Origin of the sequence: Haloechinothrix salitolerans, assembly GCF_042662605.1 — a bacterium.
Classification (GTDB): Bacteria; Actinomycetota; Actinomycetes; order Mycobacteriales; family Pseudonocardiaceae; genus Haloechinothrix_A; species Haloechinothrix_A salitolerans.
Map to the genome: position 1 here is coordinate 1,746,772 of NZ_JBHSXX010000001.1, position 14,272 is coordinate 1,761,043.

At 67.2% G+C, this 14,272-nt stretch carries 16 protein-coding genes; 1 reads left to right on the top strand and 15 read right to left on the bottom strand.

Annotated features, from left to right (window positions below):
* Nucleotides 1-24: 24 nt before the first annotated feature.
* The 7 genes from ACFQGD_RS08175 to ACFQGD_RS08205 form a co-directional block, all read right to left on the bottom strand.
* Nucleotides 25-939: an N-6 DNA methylase gene (locus ACFQGD_RS08175; RefSeq protein WP_345394615.1), complete on the bottom strand. Its 915-nt coding sequence runs from the start codon at nucleotides 937-939 to the stop codon at nucleotides 25-27.
* Nucleotides 940-1,081: 142 nt separating this feature from the next.
* The gene (locus tag ACFQGD_RS08180) at nucleotides 1,082-1,630 is read right to left on the bottom strand and encodes a hypothetical protein (protein ID WP_345394618.1); all 549 of its coding nucleotides are present in this window, start codon (nucleotides 1,628-1,630) and stop codon (nucleotides 1,082-1,084) included.
* Between the two features lie 326 nt (nucleotides 1,631-1,956).
* The gene (locus tag ACFQGD_RS08185) at nucleotides 1,957-2,952 is read right to left on the bottom strand and encodes a hypothetical protein (protein WP_345394621.1); all 996 of its coding nucleotides are present in this window, start codon (nucleotides 2,950-2,952) and stop codon (nucleotides 1,957-1,959) included.
* 105 nt (nucleotides 2,953-3,057) lie between these two features.
* The gene (locus ACFQGD_RS08190) at nucleotides 3,058-3,342 is read right to left on the bottom strand and encodes a hypothetical protein (protein ID WP_345394624.1); all 285 of its coding nucleotides are present in this window, start codon (nucleotides 3,340-3,342) and stop codon (nucleotides 3,058-3,060) included.
* Nucleotides 3,333-4,292, bottom strand: a complete 960-nt coding sequence (locus ACFQGD_RS08195) for a DNA polymerase III subunit beta (RefSeq protein ID WP_345394627.1) — start codon at nucleotides 4,290-4,292, stop codon at nucleotides 3,333-3,335. The genes ACFQGD_RS08190 and ACFQGD_RS08195 overlap by 10 nt, the downstream gene beginning before the upstream one ends.
* A gap of 81 nt (nucleotides 4,293-4,373) precedes the next feature.
* Nucleotides 4,374-4,868, bottom strand: a complete 495-nt coding sequence (locus tag ACFQGD_RS08200; RefSeq protein ID WP_345394630.1) for a hypothetical protein — start codon at nucleotides 4,866-4,868, stop codon at nucleotides 4,374-4,376.
* A gap of 97 nt (nucleotides 4,869-4,965) precedes the next feature.
* Complete coding sequence (locus ACFQGD_RS08205) at nucleotides 4,966-5,565, bottom strand: hypothetical protein (RefSeq protein WP_345394633.1); 600 nt, start codon at nucleotides 5,563-5,565, stop codon at nucleotides 4,966-4,968.
* Nucleotides 5,566-6,355: 790 nt separating this feature from the next.
* On the opposite strand from ACFQGD_RS08205, the gene ACFQGD_RS08210 reads away from it, so the two are divergent.
* A complete protein-coding gene (locus ACFQGD_RS08210; RefSeq protein WP_345394636.1) occupies nucleotides 6,356-6,781 on the top strand; it encodes a hypothetical protein in 426 nt (141 codons plus the stop codon).
* 30 nt (nucleotides 6,782-6,811) lie between these two features.
* Here the strand turns inward: ACFQGD_RS08210 and ACFQGD_RS08215 are convergent, their stop codons facing one another.
* The 8 genes from ACFQGD_RS08215 to ACFQGD_RS08250 are packed head-to-tail and all read right to left on the bottom strand — an operon-like array spanning nucleotide 6,812 to nucleotide 14,245.
* Nucleotides 6,812-9,625, bottom strand: coding sequence for a hypothetical protein (locus tag ACFQGD_RS08215; protein WP_345394639.1), 2,814 nt, complete (start codon nucleotides 9,623-9,625; stop codon nucleotides 6,812-6,814).
* Nucleotides 9,622-10,056 (bottom strand): pilus assembly protein TadG-related protein, encoded by a 435-nt coding sequence (locus ACFQGD_RS08220; protein ID WP_075849456.1) that lies wholly within the window; start codon nucleotides 10,054-10,056, stop codon nucleotides 9,622-9,624. Before ACFQGD_RS08220 ends, ACFQGD_RS08215 begins: the two co-directional genes overlap by 4 nt.
* Nucleotides 10,053-10,508 carry a TadE/TadG family type IV pilus assembly protein gene (locus ACFQGD_RS08225; RefSeq protein WP_345394645.1) on the bottom strand — a complete coding sequence of 152 codons (456 nt, stop codon included), beginning with the start codon at nucleotides 10,506-10,508 and terminating at the stop codon, nucleotides 10,053-10,055. Before ACFQGD_RS08225 ends, ACFQGD_RS08220 begins: the two co-directional genes overlap by 4 nt.
* Nucleotides 10,505-10,921, bottom strand: coding sequence for a TadE/TadG family type IV pilus assembly protein (locus ACFQGD_RS08230; protein WP_075849529.1), 417 nt, complete (start codon nucleotides 10,919-10,921; stop codon nucleotides 10,505-10,507). The genes ACFQGD_RS08225 and ACFQGD_RS08230 overlap by 4 nt, the downstream gene beginning before the upstream one ends.
* A gap of 17 nt (nucleotides 10,922-10,938) precedes the next feature.
* Nucleotides 10,939-11,130, bottom strand: a complete 192-nt coding sequence (locus ACFQGD_RS08235; RefSeq protein ID WP_345394650.1) for a hypothetical protein — start codon at nucleotides 11,128-11,130, stop codon at nucleotides 10,939-10,941.
* Between the two features lie 21 nt (nucleotides 11,131-11,151).
* On the bottom strand, nucleotides 11,152-12,048 hold the full coding sequence (locus ACFQGD_RS08240) for a secretion system protein (RefSeq protein ID WP_425557316.1): 897 nt from the start codon (nucleotides 12,046-12,048) through the stop codon (nucleotides 11,152-11,154).
* A complete protein-coding gene (locus tag ACFQGD_RS08245; protein ID WP_345394656.1) occupies nucleotides 12,048-12,944 on the bottom strand; it encodes a type II secretion system F family protein in 897 nt (298 codons plus the stop codon). Before ACFQGD_RS08245 ends, ACFQGD_RS08240 begins: the two co-directional genes overlap by 1 nt.
* Complete coding sequence (locus ACFQGD_RS08250) at nucleotides 12,941-14,245, bottom strand: CpaF family protein (protein WP_345394659.1); 1,305 nt, start codon at nucleotides 14,243-14,245, stop codon at nucleotides 12,941-12,943. The genes ACFQGD_RS08245 and ACFQGD_RS08250 overlap by 4 nt, the downstream gene beginning before the upstream one ends.
* Between the last annotated feature and the right edge of the window lie 27 nt (nucleotides 14,246-14,272).

Consider the following 14,272-nt stretch of genomic DNA (forward strand, 5'->3'; position numbering starts at 1 on the left):
CGGCGCTTGTGTAACGCAGCCACGCTACTCCCGGTCCTCGTTGTGGTCATCGTCGTCGGGGCCGCCGTCGACCGCTAGCTCGGTGAGCCGTTGGGCGGCGCGGACAGCACTGATCATCAGCTTGTCCCGGCGGATCGTCTTGGTGAGCTGCAGAACCTCGGTGCGCTGAGCTTCGGCGCGGCGTGCCCAATCGCCTTCGGCGAGGGTGTTGGCGACGCACAGGAGTGTCCGCGGGCCGAGACGCCACAGTACGCTGTTGACCGCACAGGCGGCGATGGCCAGGTCGTCGATGTCGGCGCCGTACCACGCGACGGTTGTGGGGTCTCGGCCGTGTTCGCGCATCGCTTGGGCGACGGCACGGAGAAGTCCGCCGGTGCCTACAGCCGGGTCGCACACCGAGCTGCCCTCATCGGGCAGGGTCATACGCGCCATCATGTCCGCGACCGGCGTGGGGGTGTAGATCTGGGCGTTCGCCTTGCCGGCCGAATCGGACTTGAGCAGGGTGAGTACGACGCCGAGCAGGTCGGTGTCGTAGCGGTCGTCCGTGCCGGTGAGTTCGAGCTGCCCCTCGTGCAGTGCGGCGTCGGCGGTGTGCTTCGCGGCGCGCTGCAACGCGGGTTGCGGCTCATCGAAGACCCAGTGCATGAGCGGATAGACGAGATGGGTCAGGTCCGGACGGGCGTTGACCAGAGCGGTGTAGATCTCGCGCAGTGTGCCGGCGAAGTCCCCGGCGTTCTGCGCGTGCAGCTGTTCGGCCAGGTCTGGGCCGTGCGGGTCGCGCTGACCGAGGAGAGACAACGCGGCCACGACCGACAGGGCCACGTCGCGGCGGCCCGAGTGGTTGGACTTGTTCCACGCCGTGTTGACGGTTTCAGCGATGGCGACGGCGTGCTGGCCGGGGTCGCGGTGGGTGCGCCGTTGCTTGTTGGATTGACTCACGTGTCCGCCCTCCTGGTGTGCGGCGGTTGTGCCCGGCGCTGTCCTGCATCGGGCACAGGTGTGCCCAACGAGGAATGCGCCTGAGCGAAGGAATCGGCCTTTCTGCGCGTGCATGCGCGCGTCGTCGTGATCGCCTGCCGGATCAGTCGCTGCAGGAAGGCGAGTGGGGATCGGGTTGGGCTCCGTCGGCCTCGGAGCCGTCGATCTCGGTGTCGACGAAGGTCGCCATGCCAACGAGTTCGTCAGGCCGGTACATGCGGCATTCGGTCTCGTGACGGTTTTCTTCGTCCTGCTGGGGATCGTCGGAGCGAGGGGTGTACACGTCGGCGAAGACCCAGTCTTCCAAGACGGTTACCGAGACGATGTCCTGTCCGTCGTCGGTGCTCATGCCTTCTTCGAGATCGGCAGCGCGCAGGCAGTAGAAGACCGGAGCGTCGGGGTTCGAGCGGTCCCCGGGTTCGTCGTCCTGAGCGCGGTTGTCGTCCGGGGCGCGTGCGTCGGACGGGTCGTGCGCCTGGTGTGCGTCGGCGCCGGGCGCGACCACCTGCCAGGCGCTGGGAACATTCAGGCCGGCGCGCATCCGCGCGTCCAGGTCGACCACGGCATCGGCCAGTTCATTAGCCAGTCGGCGCACATGCCATTCCGTGGCTTCCTCTGGCAGCTGACGCACCGCTCCGGCGGTGGCGATCATGCTTCGGTACGGACGTTCGCAACTCGTTTTCATCAGCGGCCTCCCAAGGAGAGAAAGAAGCTAGGCAGCAAAGGAGGGATACGAACAGCGGACTCGGATTGGCCGGTCGCGGAGTTCGGTCGCAGCGGCGACGCGAGCGGCATGGGAGGCCGGGGCAGAAAGAAAGCCGACGGACCCACCCCGAAGGGTGTTCGCACGGTCCGTCGGCCTGCCGTAACCCTGTGAAAGGGCTGCCGTCCCCGAAGGGAGGCACGGCCAGGATAGCTCACTGAACTACCGCGCAGCCTCGTACCGCTCGCCCTGTGTAGTTGTGGGTTCGGTGCTGGTCAGACGGGGCACGAGGTGCGCGGCCGATACCGCGCGACCACCTCCCAGAGCTGTCGGTGGTGGCTGGTGTCGGCGAGCTGGACGTCCACGTGCCGGGACTCCTCCGGCATGTCGGGCGGAGCGACGCCGGTCATGCTCGGGTAACCGGCTCCGATGCCTGCGGCGACCGCCTCGACCACGTCGGTGTCGGCGGCATCCCCGATGACGTGCACGTGGACGTGCGGGGTAGCGCGGCACGCGGCGGTGACCACGCTCCGCGTCGCCTGCGCCGTGACCGAGCGGGCGCGAACGGGAACGATGATCAGGTCGACACCGCCGAGCACGGCCACCGTGTCGGACTGGTGCGGGTCCAGATGCGCCAGCGTCACCGCGTGCCGGCGGGCGAGATCGGTCATGGCGTCTCGCACGGCGTCGTGCGGGGGCGCCTGCTGCTCGTTGACGAACAGCGTGCGCAGGCTGCCCGAGCTGGCGACGGGCGCGTCGTATCGCGCGCGCTGGAGTGCCCGGTGCAGGCTGAGCCGGGTGGGGCGAGCGTCGATCAGGCCGAGGTGTTCACCAGCCGCAGTGCCTGCCAAGGCGAGGCTGGCCGTGCTCGCTGTGCCGACCTCACCCGACGGGTCGGGATCAAGCACCGCCACCACCAAGGCCGGGCGTTCCGCGAGCATCGACATTTGCGTTCGCAATGCCCCGGAGCCGTCCGGGACCGTGATCAGGTGGGCGGCGCCGAGGGTGAGGGCGTGCCGGTACAGGTCGGGCTCGTCCTGATCCTCGGGATCGGCGAGCAGTATCACCGCGTCGCGGGCAGGGAGTTCCTGGGGGCGATCGCGCAAGATCGGCGCGGCCTGGGCGTCGATCAGCACCAACGCGGCACGGTTCCAGTCCTCCCCAGTGAGCTGGTGCGGCGGGCGTGCCACCAGACACACTCCGCGCGCGTATTGCTCGATCTCGTGGCGCATCGAGGTCGGATCGGTGATCAGGAGAACGAAACAGGACATGCTGTATCCCTCCAATGAGGACAATGGGAACGGTTAAGGGGTGGCCTCGCTGGCGGTGGCCCCCGGGGGTGGAGGGCGTCACGGTTCGGGGCCACCGCCGTAGGCTCAGGACTTCGGCGGGCGGACGGGCATCAACAAGTGCCGGTATGCCTGCCCGTCGGCTCCGGTGAGCAGCACTGGCCGCGTTGGGGTGGCGAGCTGGAAGAGCACGGTGTCCCCGTCGATCGCGTTGAGCGCGTCGCGCAGGTACGGCGCGGAGAACAGCACGCGCATTGGTGCGTCGGCGCCGTTGACCTCGGCCGGATGTGCGGGTGCGGTTATCGCGTCGGCGTGCTCGCCGAGCACGGGCGCGATAGACACCGTGCCGGCGGGCTCGACGGTCAGCGCCACCTGTGCCGCTGCGCGGTGCCCGTGCTTGTCCCGGGTGGTGTGTTTCTTGGCCTCCAATGCGGCGGCGGCGCGTGCCGTCGAGTGGGCGAGAGCGTCGCGGTCGGCGCGCGCGGTGGCGGCCACCTCGGGAATAGTTCCTCATAGGCGGGGAACTGCGCCTCGATCGGCCGCGTGATGACGGTCAGGTTGCCGCAGGCCAGCGACACCCACTCGCCGGCCCAGTCGTTCCCGATACCGAACCGCACTCGGTCGGCGGTGGCGTGCTTGAGCGCGGCGGACAGTACCGGCGCCGGGAAGAGCACCGCGCGTTCCTCGGTGGTTGTGGTCGCGGCCACCTCGGCGACGGCCAGCCGGTAGCGGTCGGTTCCGGCGAGGGTGAGCGTGCCGGGCGTGATCCGCACCTGAACTCCTGTGACCATCGGGATGGTGTCGTCGGTGCCCGTGGCGACCAGCACGCGCCGCCCTTCGGTGGTGAGCCGCTCGCGGTCGACCTCGGCGACGGTGGGCGGGGTCTCCGGCAGCGTCGGGAAGTCCTCCGCCGCGTAGGTCGTCATGGGCATGGTGTAGCCGCCGAGTTCAAGCACGGCCGTTCCGTCGTCGGTGGTGTACACGGTGACCGGCGCGGCGTCGGCACCGCGCTTGCGCTGGCCCTTTACCAGCGCGCCGAGCAGCTTGGTTGCTTCGGTGTGATCGATCAGCACCCGCCCCGGGGCGGGTGCGGCATCCGGTACGCGGACCGTGGCGACGGTTTCCAGGTCGGTAGCGGTCAGGGTTAGGTCTCCGTCACGCCCGTCCAGCAGGACGCCGCCCAGCATCGGCACGGCAGGTCGGCGCGCCAGTCCCACACTGACGGTGGTCAAGGCGTGCGCCAGCGCGGCCCGGTCGGTCCGGAACCTCAGCGGCGCCCCAGACGGGGCGGCGGTCATGGTGGCGTTGGTCGCGGTGGTCATTGTGGACACCTCCAGGAAAGGCGTTGCAGGAAAGGGAAGTTCTGAAGTGGGCGCCCGAGTGCCGGGCGCCCCGAGAGCGAGTCAGCCGACCCAGTAGGTTCCGGTGTGGGCGGTGGTCAGCTCGACGTGCGGCAGCGGTTCACCCGGGTACGGGGTGTGCATGATCAGCCGGCCGCCGTTGTCCAATGCGTCATCGGGGATACGGCGCACGGTGAAGGCGAACGCCCCGCGCGGGTCGCCGACGCTGATCGTGACCGTGATCGAGTCCTCGTCAGGGTCGGTGTGGATCGTGGCGCCGTTGGCCCACGACAGCGGTACTCGCTGCGGGTGGTGCGGACCCTCGCGGAAGTCCGGCGCGGACTGCACATCGTCAATCTCGGGGTCCTCGTACGGGTCGTAGGAATCGCAGACCAGCGAGCCGGATTCGTCGGCGTAGCCGTCCGATTCCTCAGACAGGGACTCGCCGCACGCCTGACACCGCCATTCGGTGTCCTCGGCGTTCTCGAACGTGATCACCGAGGAGTCGTCGTCGTAGTCGGTGGAGATCATCTCGCCGTTGGCGGACAGCACAAACACAGCGCACCTCGCAGAAAGGAAGATCAAACGGAAGGGAAGGACGGAGGTGCGGCCGGCCGCAGCGCGGCACCAGCGGCGCGGCTGGCCGCACGGGAGGTCAGAACCGGCAGATAAACCGCACGGCCTTCCCGCAGGTCGGGCAGGCCACATAGGCGCGGTCGCGGTCACCGAATGGCACACGTACCAGCTCAGGCACACGGTAGGCGTGCGGGCTGCCCGACCAGGAGTACAGGTTCACCGTGTCGGCGGTCTCCCAGCGATGCCCGTTCACGCATTCACCCGTGGCGTTGGAGTAGTCGGCCCACTCTTCCAATTCGTCCACAATGGAACGGTAGACGGTCGGGGTGACGTACAAGCCGAGATGATCGCTCACGGTGATCATCAAATCGCCAAGTCCGGCCGAGGACAGCACCACGAACCCGAGATCATCAATCAGGTGATCAGCGAAGTTGACCAGGTTGTGATGCCACACCTCACCGTCACCGTGCAGACCGGCCGGAGGTTCACCCGTGCGATCAGTGATCCACTTCGCGATCACGTCATCATCCGGCCTCTGGTGACCGTTCGCGTCCATCCACTCGCGCAAGTCGTCGGTCAAATCGTCCGCGTACTCGCCGCGATCGTTGATCCATTCTTGCGTGTCCACGGTCAGATACCCGTCACCATGCGACCACGCTTCAACAGACACACTAGTCATGGGAATGCCTTTCACTGATTACGGCTGCGGGTATATCGGGGTGCGAATCCCTGCCCACAATATTTCTTTCTGGTCGGAACCTTTCGGGTTCTCTTCCCTGTGTTCCGATGGCTCTAGCCTAACGCCGGCGCCGCGCGCGACACAACATCGCAAGACAGTTTTCTGACGATTTTCTTTGGTCGCCCAAGTTGCTTTCGTGTGATCCTGACCAGTGCAGATGCTCAACTCAACGGATGCCGCAAAGGCAAACTTGATTCCAAGCGCGGGATCTTTTCGCGAGAGAATTAGGCGAGCTTTTGGTAGGTAAGAATGGCGTTGGAAAACAGCTGATTGGGAATGATTTTGCACCATCCTCCATCTCGCGTCCGCTATCCGCAGTCGGCTCCGGTTGTTACCTTCCCCATCTCTCCCAGTCGTCAACCGGTTCCCGTGGGGTACCGAGGCTTGGTGTGCTCAGGAAGGGCCAGCGGTGCGCTGACCTGCGACAACGCGCCGCCGAAGGGCTTCCTGCTTAATAAGAAGGTGAGCTGGCAGATGAGCGGGAAGACGAGTAAGCAGTTGAGCAGGGGACACGTTGGGTCACACTGCGCAGATCAGCTGCTGCTCCGATCGGGTGGAGCTGACCACTCAATGGGGTCGAATGGCGCACTTGGGCGGCGTGTCTACTGCGTCGGAGTGACCATGGATGGTCCAGGGGTGCTACCGGCGCCGACCGCGTGGGTAGCAGGTAAGGGAGTCGCCTCTTGCCCCATAAGGGTATCGGGGAGCATACGGGGAAAGGAAGCCAGGCATGGGGATTAGCGCCGACGAGGTGCTGAACTGGTTCGATGCCGTGAATTGGCAGCAGGGGGAATGGGTTCCGGAGATCGTTGTGGCGCTCTGGGCCGGCCAGAAGCGCTTCCTGGATCTGTTGAAGGAAATCCAGGAGAGTAGTACCCAGCACCGGTGGTCAAACAAGACGAAGCCGCTTACGAGGCAGAGTTTGTCGCAGACGTTGACTCGAATGGAGCGGGAGGAGTTGGTGCTGCGGCACGAGGATAACTCGTCGGTACCTCGGGCGGTCTGGTATGAGGTTTCGCCGATTCTTCGCGAGTTCCTGGAGGAACGAGCGCGGCCACCTGCAGGCTGGATAGCCAGTCATCAGGATTTGATCGAGCGAGTTCGCCAGAGCCGGGTCACGCGCGAACACGATCGTCACCACAACGATGAGACTTGATTGCGCCGGGATGGGGGCGGCGATTGTCTGTTAGCTGGCTACCCGGTGTTGGCGCGCTTGTAGGGCGCGCGCCAGTGTCAGTGTGTTGTGGTCCGGGCGCTCGCCGATCTCGGCGAGCGTGGTGGTCAGCAATTGGACGGTGCGGCTGATCGCGTCGGTGAACCCGAGTTGAGCTTGCACCCGCATGATGTCGCGGTAGATGGCCTCGTTTTCGGGATTCAATAGCCGAGCGTGTTCGAGCAGCTGTAGTTGACGGTGCGGATCGTGCCCGCGGTAATGGGCAGCCATGCCCGCCAACGCGTCGACCACGGTGCGGTGCGCGGCTTCGCGCGGGCCTTCGAGCCAGAGCGCGGACATGCCGTCGGCGACCTCGCCCCGGTAGACGGCCGCGATGCGCGACCAGGCGTCCATGCGGTGCTCGTCGGTGGCTGCGGTGTGCCTATCGTGCTCGGCCTCGTGGAGGTGCCAGTAGTCGACTTCGACGAGACTGGGGTCGAGTGCGACTTGCTCATCATGCTGGGAGATGAGATCTACGGCGCGGTCTCCGGTGGCGTGGGAGAACGCTTTGCGCAGCTGTGACAGCGACGCGTAGAAGGCGTTGAAGGGCCGCCGGCCCCGGGCGTCGGGCCAGAGTGCTTCGCGGACGGCCTCGCGTGTCGTGCCGGACGGATGCAGGGCCAAGAACACCAGCAGCGCCTTGTGCTTGGGCGCCAGCACGGACGTGATGTCGTGGGTGTGCCCGTCCGGACTGTGCCAGGTCAAGGTGACCGGCCCGAAGATCGACAGGTCCCACGGCAGTTCCGGGTGTTGGCGAATCCCGTCGGTCGCACCGACCAACGTCGGCAGGTCGGACGCCTCTCCCTCGGCCATCCCGACGGACGTTTGCTCATTGTCAGGGTGCAGTAAGGACGTTGTCTCGATGTCGGCGTCCTCAACGTTGCTGCTGTCTGTCTTCGTGTTCAGCGGTTCGTCAGTGTGGGTATCGCCGTCCTCGGCCGGTCCGGCGTCGAGTTCCGGCTCGGGCACGGAGACCGACAGGCTGTCTTCCTGCTCCTCGGCGGTGTCGGGTTCGGCCGTCTCGGGCTCGTCGGTGGTGCCGGGGGACTCGTCGAGATCGGGCTCGGGAGTGCTGTCGGCCAGAACCGCCTGACGCGGCGACGGCGCCTCGGCGAGCAGCGCCAGCAGGTCGCGGGTGTCGGCGGCGTCGAGGTGGAACAGGCAGCTGCCCTGGAGGTCGTCGAGGGAAGGGCTGGCTGCTGCCACGATGCCGTCAGCGCGGACTCGCACGGTGGCCCCGGCCGGCCAGTGACCGAGGAGGATGCCGGCGACACCGCGGCGGGAACCGGTATCGAGCAGGGATTGCAGTCGCGCGTGCGGGAGGTCGATGTCTGCGACCAGGACGGCATTCAGGACCGGGTCCTCTTCCCCGGAGCCGTCGGGAGAGCAGCGCTCCTCCAGCGCCGTGATGGCTCCAGGTAGATCGTCGGTGATGTGCAGCCGATAGGAGGAGGGCAGTTCTGCGCCCAGCAGCGCGCGGGCGTCGTCTGCGGGGATGACCACCGCGGCGGGGGTGGTGCCCAGCACGTGCACCAGCAGCGAGCGAGCCGTGGCTTCTGCACCTGGCCCGGTCAGCCCGAGCCCGCGGACCGCAGCGAGATCGAGGGCGCGTGCGCGTTCGTAGCGGACGCCGACCGCGACGCAGGCACCGTCCATGTGGACGTGTTCAGTGGCGTTCGTGGTGGAGTGGTTTGCCGGCTCCTCGTCGCCGAAGCTGATCGGCTCCGCTTGGTCGTCGTGGTCATCATCGAGATGAACTTCGTCGTAGGCCAGCTGGAGTGCGTGCACGGCAGGGGCCGGCTCGGGAGGCGGGGTGCGGTCGCCGCTGCCGGGCTTGTAGACGCGCAGGCGTTTGCGACGGCGGACCACCATTGCGAAGGCGACGGCGCTGGCCAGGATCGCGGCGACCAGTCCACCGCTCCACAGGGTGATCGCGGTTGTCGAGGTGGTGCTGACGGCGTTCGGAGTGGGTGCGTGATGTTGGTCCGGTGCAGCGTCCGGAGCGGGCTGGACGGTCGGCGGTTGGGGTGGGGTCGGCTGCGGTGGAGCGGGTTCGGGCGGCGGCGCCGGGTTAGCCGCAGCATCGTCAGGCAACTGGAGAATCCAGCCGGGCCGGATCAGGTGCGGGTTGGTGAGGGCGTGTCCATCGGCTTGGGGTCGTCCCTGGTTGATGCGGTACAGCTCGGTCCAGCGGTGACCGTCGCCGAGTTCGCGTTCAGCGATGCGCCACAGGCTGTCGTGGATGCCGCCGTGCGGGGGCTGCACCACCACGGTGCCCTTTTCGGCCTGTACCTCGGTCCCGGTCGGAGAGCGCTGTGCGACGGCGCTATCGCTTGTCCGCATCGCATCGAAGTGGGTGGTCGACACCGTCGCGGCTGGGTTCGCGGAAGGCAGCTGTTCCGCGCTTGCGGCCGGAGCGCGCGGTTGCAGCAGCCCGATGACCGCGGAGGCCACCAACACGCCGGCCACCGCGTGCACCGGTCCGATCGGAGGAGGACGCACGCCGCGCAGCGCGTCCGGGATGCAGCGAGCGACATCGAGGACGAATACAGCCCAGGTGGGCCAGGCGATGCAGGCCAGGATGTCGAGCAGCAACGTGACCGACAAGGGATTGAGCAGCGTCGCCTCGATCTCGTCGCCGGTCGGAATGTGGTCTGGCAACGGCCAGCCAATGAAGGTGACTAAGCCCCACGGCACGCCCACCAGCAACGCAGCTAGCGCGAGCAGGGCGGCGAGCGCCACCAGAACACGAAGAAGTCCGAACGCGACTCGTCTAAGATGTGTCATCCGCTGCCTCCCAGCGCACCTTGGTCGGGATGGGCTTGCCCAGCGCCTGAGACGGTCATGTCGGAGATCCCGACGAGGCCGAGGAGTTGGGTCGGTTGATGCGCCTCGACACGCACACGGACCGTGGTGTCGGTGACTGTGACGGTGCCGGTCGCGCCGATGGAGTGCAGATAGTGCCGCGCGGTGGCGCGGGCAGCGACGGGGTTCAACCGGGCAGCATCACCAGAGCGGTACGCGGCCAAGTCCAACTCCTGCGCACCGGCTCTCGCGGCCTCTTGTGCCTGGCCGATGGCGCGCGATTTCGCGGCCAGCGCCAACCCCCCATCGAGTACCAGGCCCGCGAACAGCAGACAGCCGGTTGTGATGATCACAACGAACGCCGTCACCCGGCCTTGTTCGTCCGCGGCCAGCGAGCGTGCACGTCGCTTCATTCGCCAGCACCTCCCGTGGTAGCCACGCTGCCGCGCCACTGGTCAACGACCGACGACGCCGAGGCGTCGGCTGTCGTCGCCCCTGGTACCCCCAACAGGGACAAGTCCGAGAGACCGATCTCGCAGCTCACTGTGACGACCACCGTGCTCCCGGGGCGCAAGCCGCCGAGTTGCGCATTCACGCTGAGGCTCCGGCAACTGATGCCGGCCTGTCTCAGAGCCGCCTCGGCAGTAGCGCGCGCGTCGCTGGTGGCCTGGCTGCTGCTGCGGGCCAATGTTGCCGCACGCACAGCCTGATGGGCCGCATCGTCCACGCGTAGGCGGGAGTCGGCGAGCCGACCGCAGAAGACGACGAACAGCAGTAGCACGATCAATACCGGGGTGAGCAGGGTCAGCTCGGTGGCGACCGATCCGTCCTCGTCACGGCGTAACCGCGTCACGAAAGTCTTCATCCGCTAGTCTCCGGGGGCACGAACCGTTCACTTGGCCCGACCGCTCGGGCGTGCACCGGCAGGTCCACGAACGGGATCACGCGCGTGGCGTGCCCGGTGATATCCACAGTGGACTGTTCTGGGCCGCGCGTGACCGCCGCGTTCGGGTTACGCAGTGGGCCGCCTCCGAGTTGGGTGAGGACCGCCTCGGCTTGGGCGTGGCCGTCGGCGCTGCTTGCGCCTTGCACCCGCGCGGCCGAGAGAGCTTGGGATGCGGCGGCCTGGGCGATGTGCGTGGCATGCGCCCAGATCGCGAACTGCGCGATGACTAGCAGCAACAGCAGGAGCGCTGGTACGGCGATGACCAGTTCGGCGGTGACCGAGCCGCGTTCATCGCCGCCGAGACGAGGCCACCCGCGTCGCACTTTCCGCATAGCGGCGGGCCGCACCATCACATCTTGCCTCCGATCTCGTTGGCCTTGCGGGTGATGGCCGCGACGATGATCGCGATCACCGCGATCGCAGCGGCGACCAGCAGTGCGGTGACCAAGACCGTTTCCGTGCTATAGCCACGCTCGTCCGCGCGAATCTGCTCGATGCGGGCGCGGACGGTGGCGACGATGACAGTCAAGTACGCCAACATGTCTGAACCTTTCTCTGCGGGCTACAGGGATCCGAGGACGGTGGCCATGGCCGGGTAGGCGATGAATACGAGGAAGCCGGCGAACAAGCAGATGACGGGCAGGCTCATGCGCTCGGTCGCCGCTTGGGCCTCGCCTTCGGCTTCGGTGAGCTCGTGGGTGCGCATCGCCGCGGCTTTCGCAGCCAGGGAAGCGCGGACCTTGGCGCCCTCGGTGCCCGCCAGCGACACCGACGAGGACAGCTCGACCAGTTCGCGAATGCCCAGTTCCTCACCTAGCTGACGGAGGGTTTCCCATGGGGTGGTGCGAGTCAGGCGTGCCGTGGTTAAAGCCCGGCGGATGCGGGCGAAGGCCCATCCTTGGCCGATCAGTGCCGCGTCGTTCAGCGCGCCATCGACCCCGGCCCCGCCTGCCAGCGAGACGCGCACCAGGTTGAGATAGGCACTTAGCGCGTGGCGAAACGACGTGCGTTTGCGTTCAGCTTGTTGGCGTACATCCAGGTCCGGCAGGAAGAAGCCGCCGACCGCACAGGCGACGCCGACGACAAAGGGCACCTGCCAGGGAAAGATCACCCCTGCTGCCCACAGCACGGCCTGCAATAGTCCTGGCAGCAGCAGACCGGCGACGGCCAGCACCGCTTTCTCGGCCAGCAGTGTTTCTGGGGATCGGGCAAGCATGAGCAGGTCCCGACGTTGCCGTTCGGTGGGCAGGCCCAGTGCTCGCAGTGGTCGCACCGCAGGACGTCCCCAGCGCGTTGCCCAACCTCCTGAGTCGACGGCGGTAATCGTGGGCCGGGCCTGGCCGGTCGTGCGGACCGCAGTCAGGGCGCTGGCTAGCGAGGGTCGTGGCGGAAGAAACCAGACCAGCAGCGCCCAGATTCCGAGCCCGATGCCGGCTCCGAGAAGAACAGCAGTCGTGATCACGGCTGCACCTCCTGCGTCGCCTGCGGCTCGGCCCCAGTTAGGTGGGTGAGGAACCGCTCTGGCTCGCCGATGCGCGCGATTTTGGCCAGCCACGCGAACGCGAGGGCGAACAATCCGCCGACAACCAACAACATGATCTGGCCGAACGCGCTGTCGTAGGGGTCGAGATAGCCACGGTTGAGCACCACCAGGCCCGCAGCGAAAGTTAGCGTCGTCGCGACGATCACCCGCACGCTCGTCCGCGTGCGCGCCCGTCCGGACTCCACCCGCAGTCGCATCGAGACCTGCTCTCGGGCCTCGGTCGCCAGCTCACCGAGTAGATCGGCGAGCGAGCGAGCCTGGTGCTGGGAGGCCAGCACCAGGGCACTGATGACCAGGTCAGCCGTTGGGTCGTTGAGGTCGTCGGCCAGACCACCCAACGCATCGGCGAGCTTGTCCCCGCGTTCGATCCGCACCGAAAGTTTTCGGATGTCGTCCCGGATTGCCTCCGGGGCGGTGTCCACAGTGGCCTGGATTGCTTGCTCCAGGCCAGCGGCGGCCGACAGGGTGTCACGCAGCATCTCGGTCCACGCGGCGATGGCCTCGATCCGAGCGACCCGCCTGGCCTGATCCTTGTTGCGCCCCAGCACTCGGGGCAGCGCCCAGACACCGAGCACAGTCAGGGCGCCGCCGACGACCCAGCCCGTGACCGCGCCCACCAGCACGCCGGCCGTCACGCTCGCCGCGGTCCACCGCGCGGAGGTGCGGTGACGCAGCCGGTCAACCCACTGCGCCCAGCGGCTGGGCATTGCCGACGCGGCGGGGTCTTGGCCCCGCACACCGAGGATGAGCAGGAGCACCCCGAGGGCGAAGCCGACCCCGAGTACTCCCGCCACCGCGATCGAGCCGGTCACGGGTTCCACGACCCTTCAGGCCGCTCCAGGACATCCGGATCGAAACCCACCTCGGTCAGGCGCTCGACGGTCTCGGTCCGCACTGGCACCCCGGGTACGGCGCGGCCCGTCGGATCAGGCCGATACACCTCGTTGGACACGATCTGCTTGTCATCGGCGCCGACGACCTCACGAATCGAGGACACGACACGAGTTTTGTCATCCCTGGCCTCGGCAAGGTGGATGACGAAATGCACCGCAGACGCGATCAGCAGATTCGTGGCCTCCAGCCCCAATCGCTCGGGGCTCTGGGCCGCATAGGTCGCCAGTTTGGTAAACGCCCCCCGCGAATCGCTGGCATGGACGGTGGCCATGCTGCCGTCGTTGCCCTGCGTCATCGCGTTGGCCATCGGGATCAGTTCGGACCCTCGGACCTCACCGACGATCACCCGGTCCGGGCTCATCCGCAGTGCCCAGCGCACGAGGTCGGCCTGGCTGATCGCGCCCTCTCCCTCGACATTCGGTTCCCGGGCTTGCAAGGCCACGGTGTCGGGATGCTGCGGGTCGCGATCCAGACCCAGTTCGAAGTTGTCCTCGATGGTGATCAACCGCTCGTGGGACGGGATAGCGGAAGCCAACCCGCGCAGCATCGTTGTCTTACCGATCGCGGTCCCCCCGACGATGAGCATGTTGAACCGTGCACGCACCAGCGCACCGAGCACGGCTTCCAACCCAGCATCGATCGTGCCGAGCTGGCGCAACCGCGCCAGCGTGACCTGCGAGAAGCGATGCCGCCGGATCGACACCGACGGCCGCCCGGTCACCGCCATCACCGCGAACAGCCGACTGCCATCGGGCAGTTCGACGTTGACGCCGGGCGATCCGCGGTCAAAGCGCCGTTCTTCGACCCCGGCGCGCGCAGCCAACGAGCGCACGAGGTCGATCAACTCGTCGTCCGAGGCGGCCACGGGCGGCATCTGTGCTCGTCGGCCGTCGCTGTAGCGCACGAATACGTGATCACACCCGTTGACGTTGATGTTTTCGATGTCTTCGTTGGCAAGCAGGGGTTGCAGGCCGCCCATGCCGAAGATTTCGTCCAGTACTGAGGTCATCACCTGGCGCTCGACGTCATCGGGCGGAAGGCCAGCGCCCGTTGGGTGAGCCAGTTCTTCGTTGGCGTAAGCGTCGGCAGCATCTGCGGCGAGCTTTTCCGCCAGGTTGCGGCGCGCGTGGTAGTCCAGCGGTGGGCGCCCGTACTGTTCATCTTCTCGGATGCGCTCGGCTAGCCCTTCAGAGACCGCCTGCCGCAGGCGTGTGCGCAAGGCTGCTGCGGCGGGGTGCTCGCCGTC

What these genes read in the sequence shown, in the direction of transcription:
- ACFQGD_RS08180 (WP_345394618.1), bottom strand. Translation starts at nt 1,630, where the DNA reads ATGATCGCCACCGCCGGAGCGGTGCGTCAGCTGCCAGAGGAAGCCACG.
- ACFQGD_RS08185 (WP_345394621.1), bottom strand. Translation starts at nt 2,952, where the DNA reads ATGTCCTGTTTCGTTCTCCTGATCACCGATCCGACCTCGATGCGCCAC.
- ACFQGD_RS08195 (WP_345394627.1), bottom strand. Translation starts at nt 4,292, where the DNA reads ATGACCACCGCGACCAACGCCACCATGACCGCCGCCCCGTCTGGGGCG.
- ACFQGD_RS08205 (WP_345394633.1), bottom strand. Translation starts at nt 5,565, where the DNA reads ATGACTAGTGTGTCTGTTGAAGCGTGGTCGCATGGTGACGGGTATCTG.
- ACFQGD_RS08210 (WP_345394636.1), top strand. Translation starts at nt 6,356, where the DNA reads ATGGGGATTAGCGCCGACGAGGTGCTGAACTGGTTCGATGCCGTGAAT.
- ACFQGD_RS08215 (WP_345394639.1), bottom strand. Translation starts at nt 9,625, where the DNA reads ATGACACATCTTAGACGAGTCGCGTTCGGACTTCTTCGTGTTCTGGTG.
- ACFQGD_RS08220 (WP_075849456.1), bottom strand. Translation starts at nt 10,056, where the DNA reads ATGAAGCGACGTGCACGCTCGCTGGCCGCGGACGAACAAGGCCGGGTG.
- ACFQGD_RS08225 (WP_345394645.1), bottom strand. Translation starts at nt 10,508, where the DNA reads ATGAAGACTTTCGTGACGCGGTTACGCCGTGACGAGGACGGATCGGTC.
- ACFQGD_RS08230 (WP_075849529.1), bottom strand. Translation starts at nt 10,921, where the DNA reads ATGCGGAAAGTGCGACGCGGGTGGCCTCGTCTCGGCGGCGATGAACGC.
- ACFQGD_RS08235 (WP_345394650.1), bottom strand. Translation starts at nt 11,130, where the DNA reads ATGTTGGCGTACTTGACTGTCATCGTCGCCACCGTCCGCGCCCGCATC.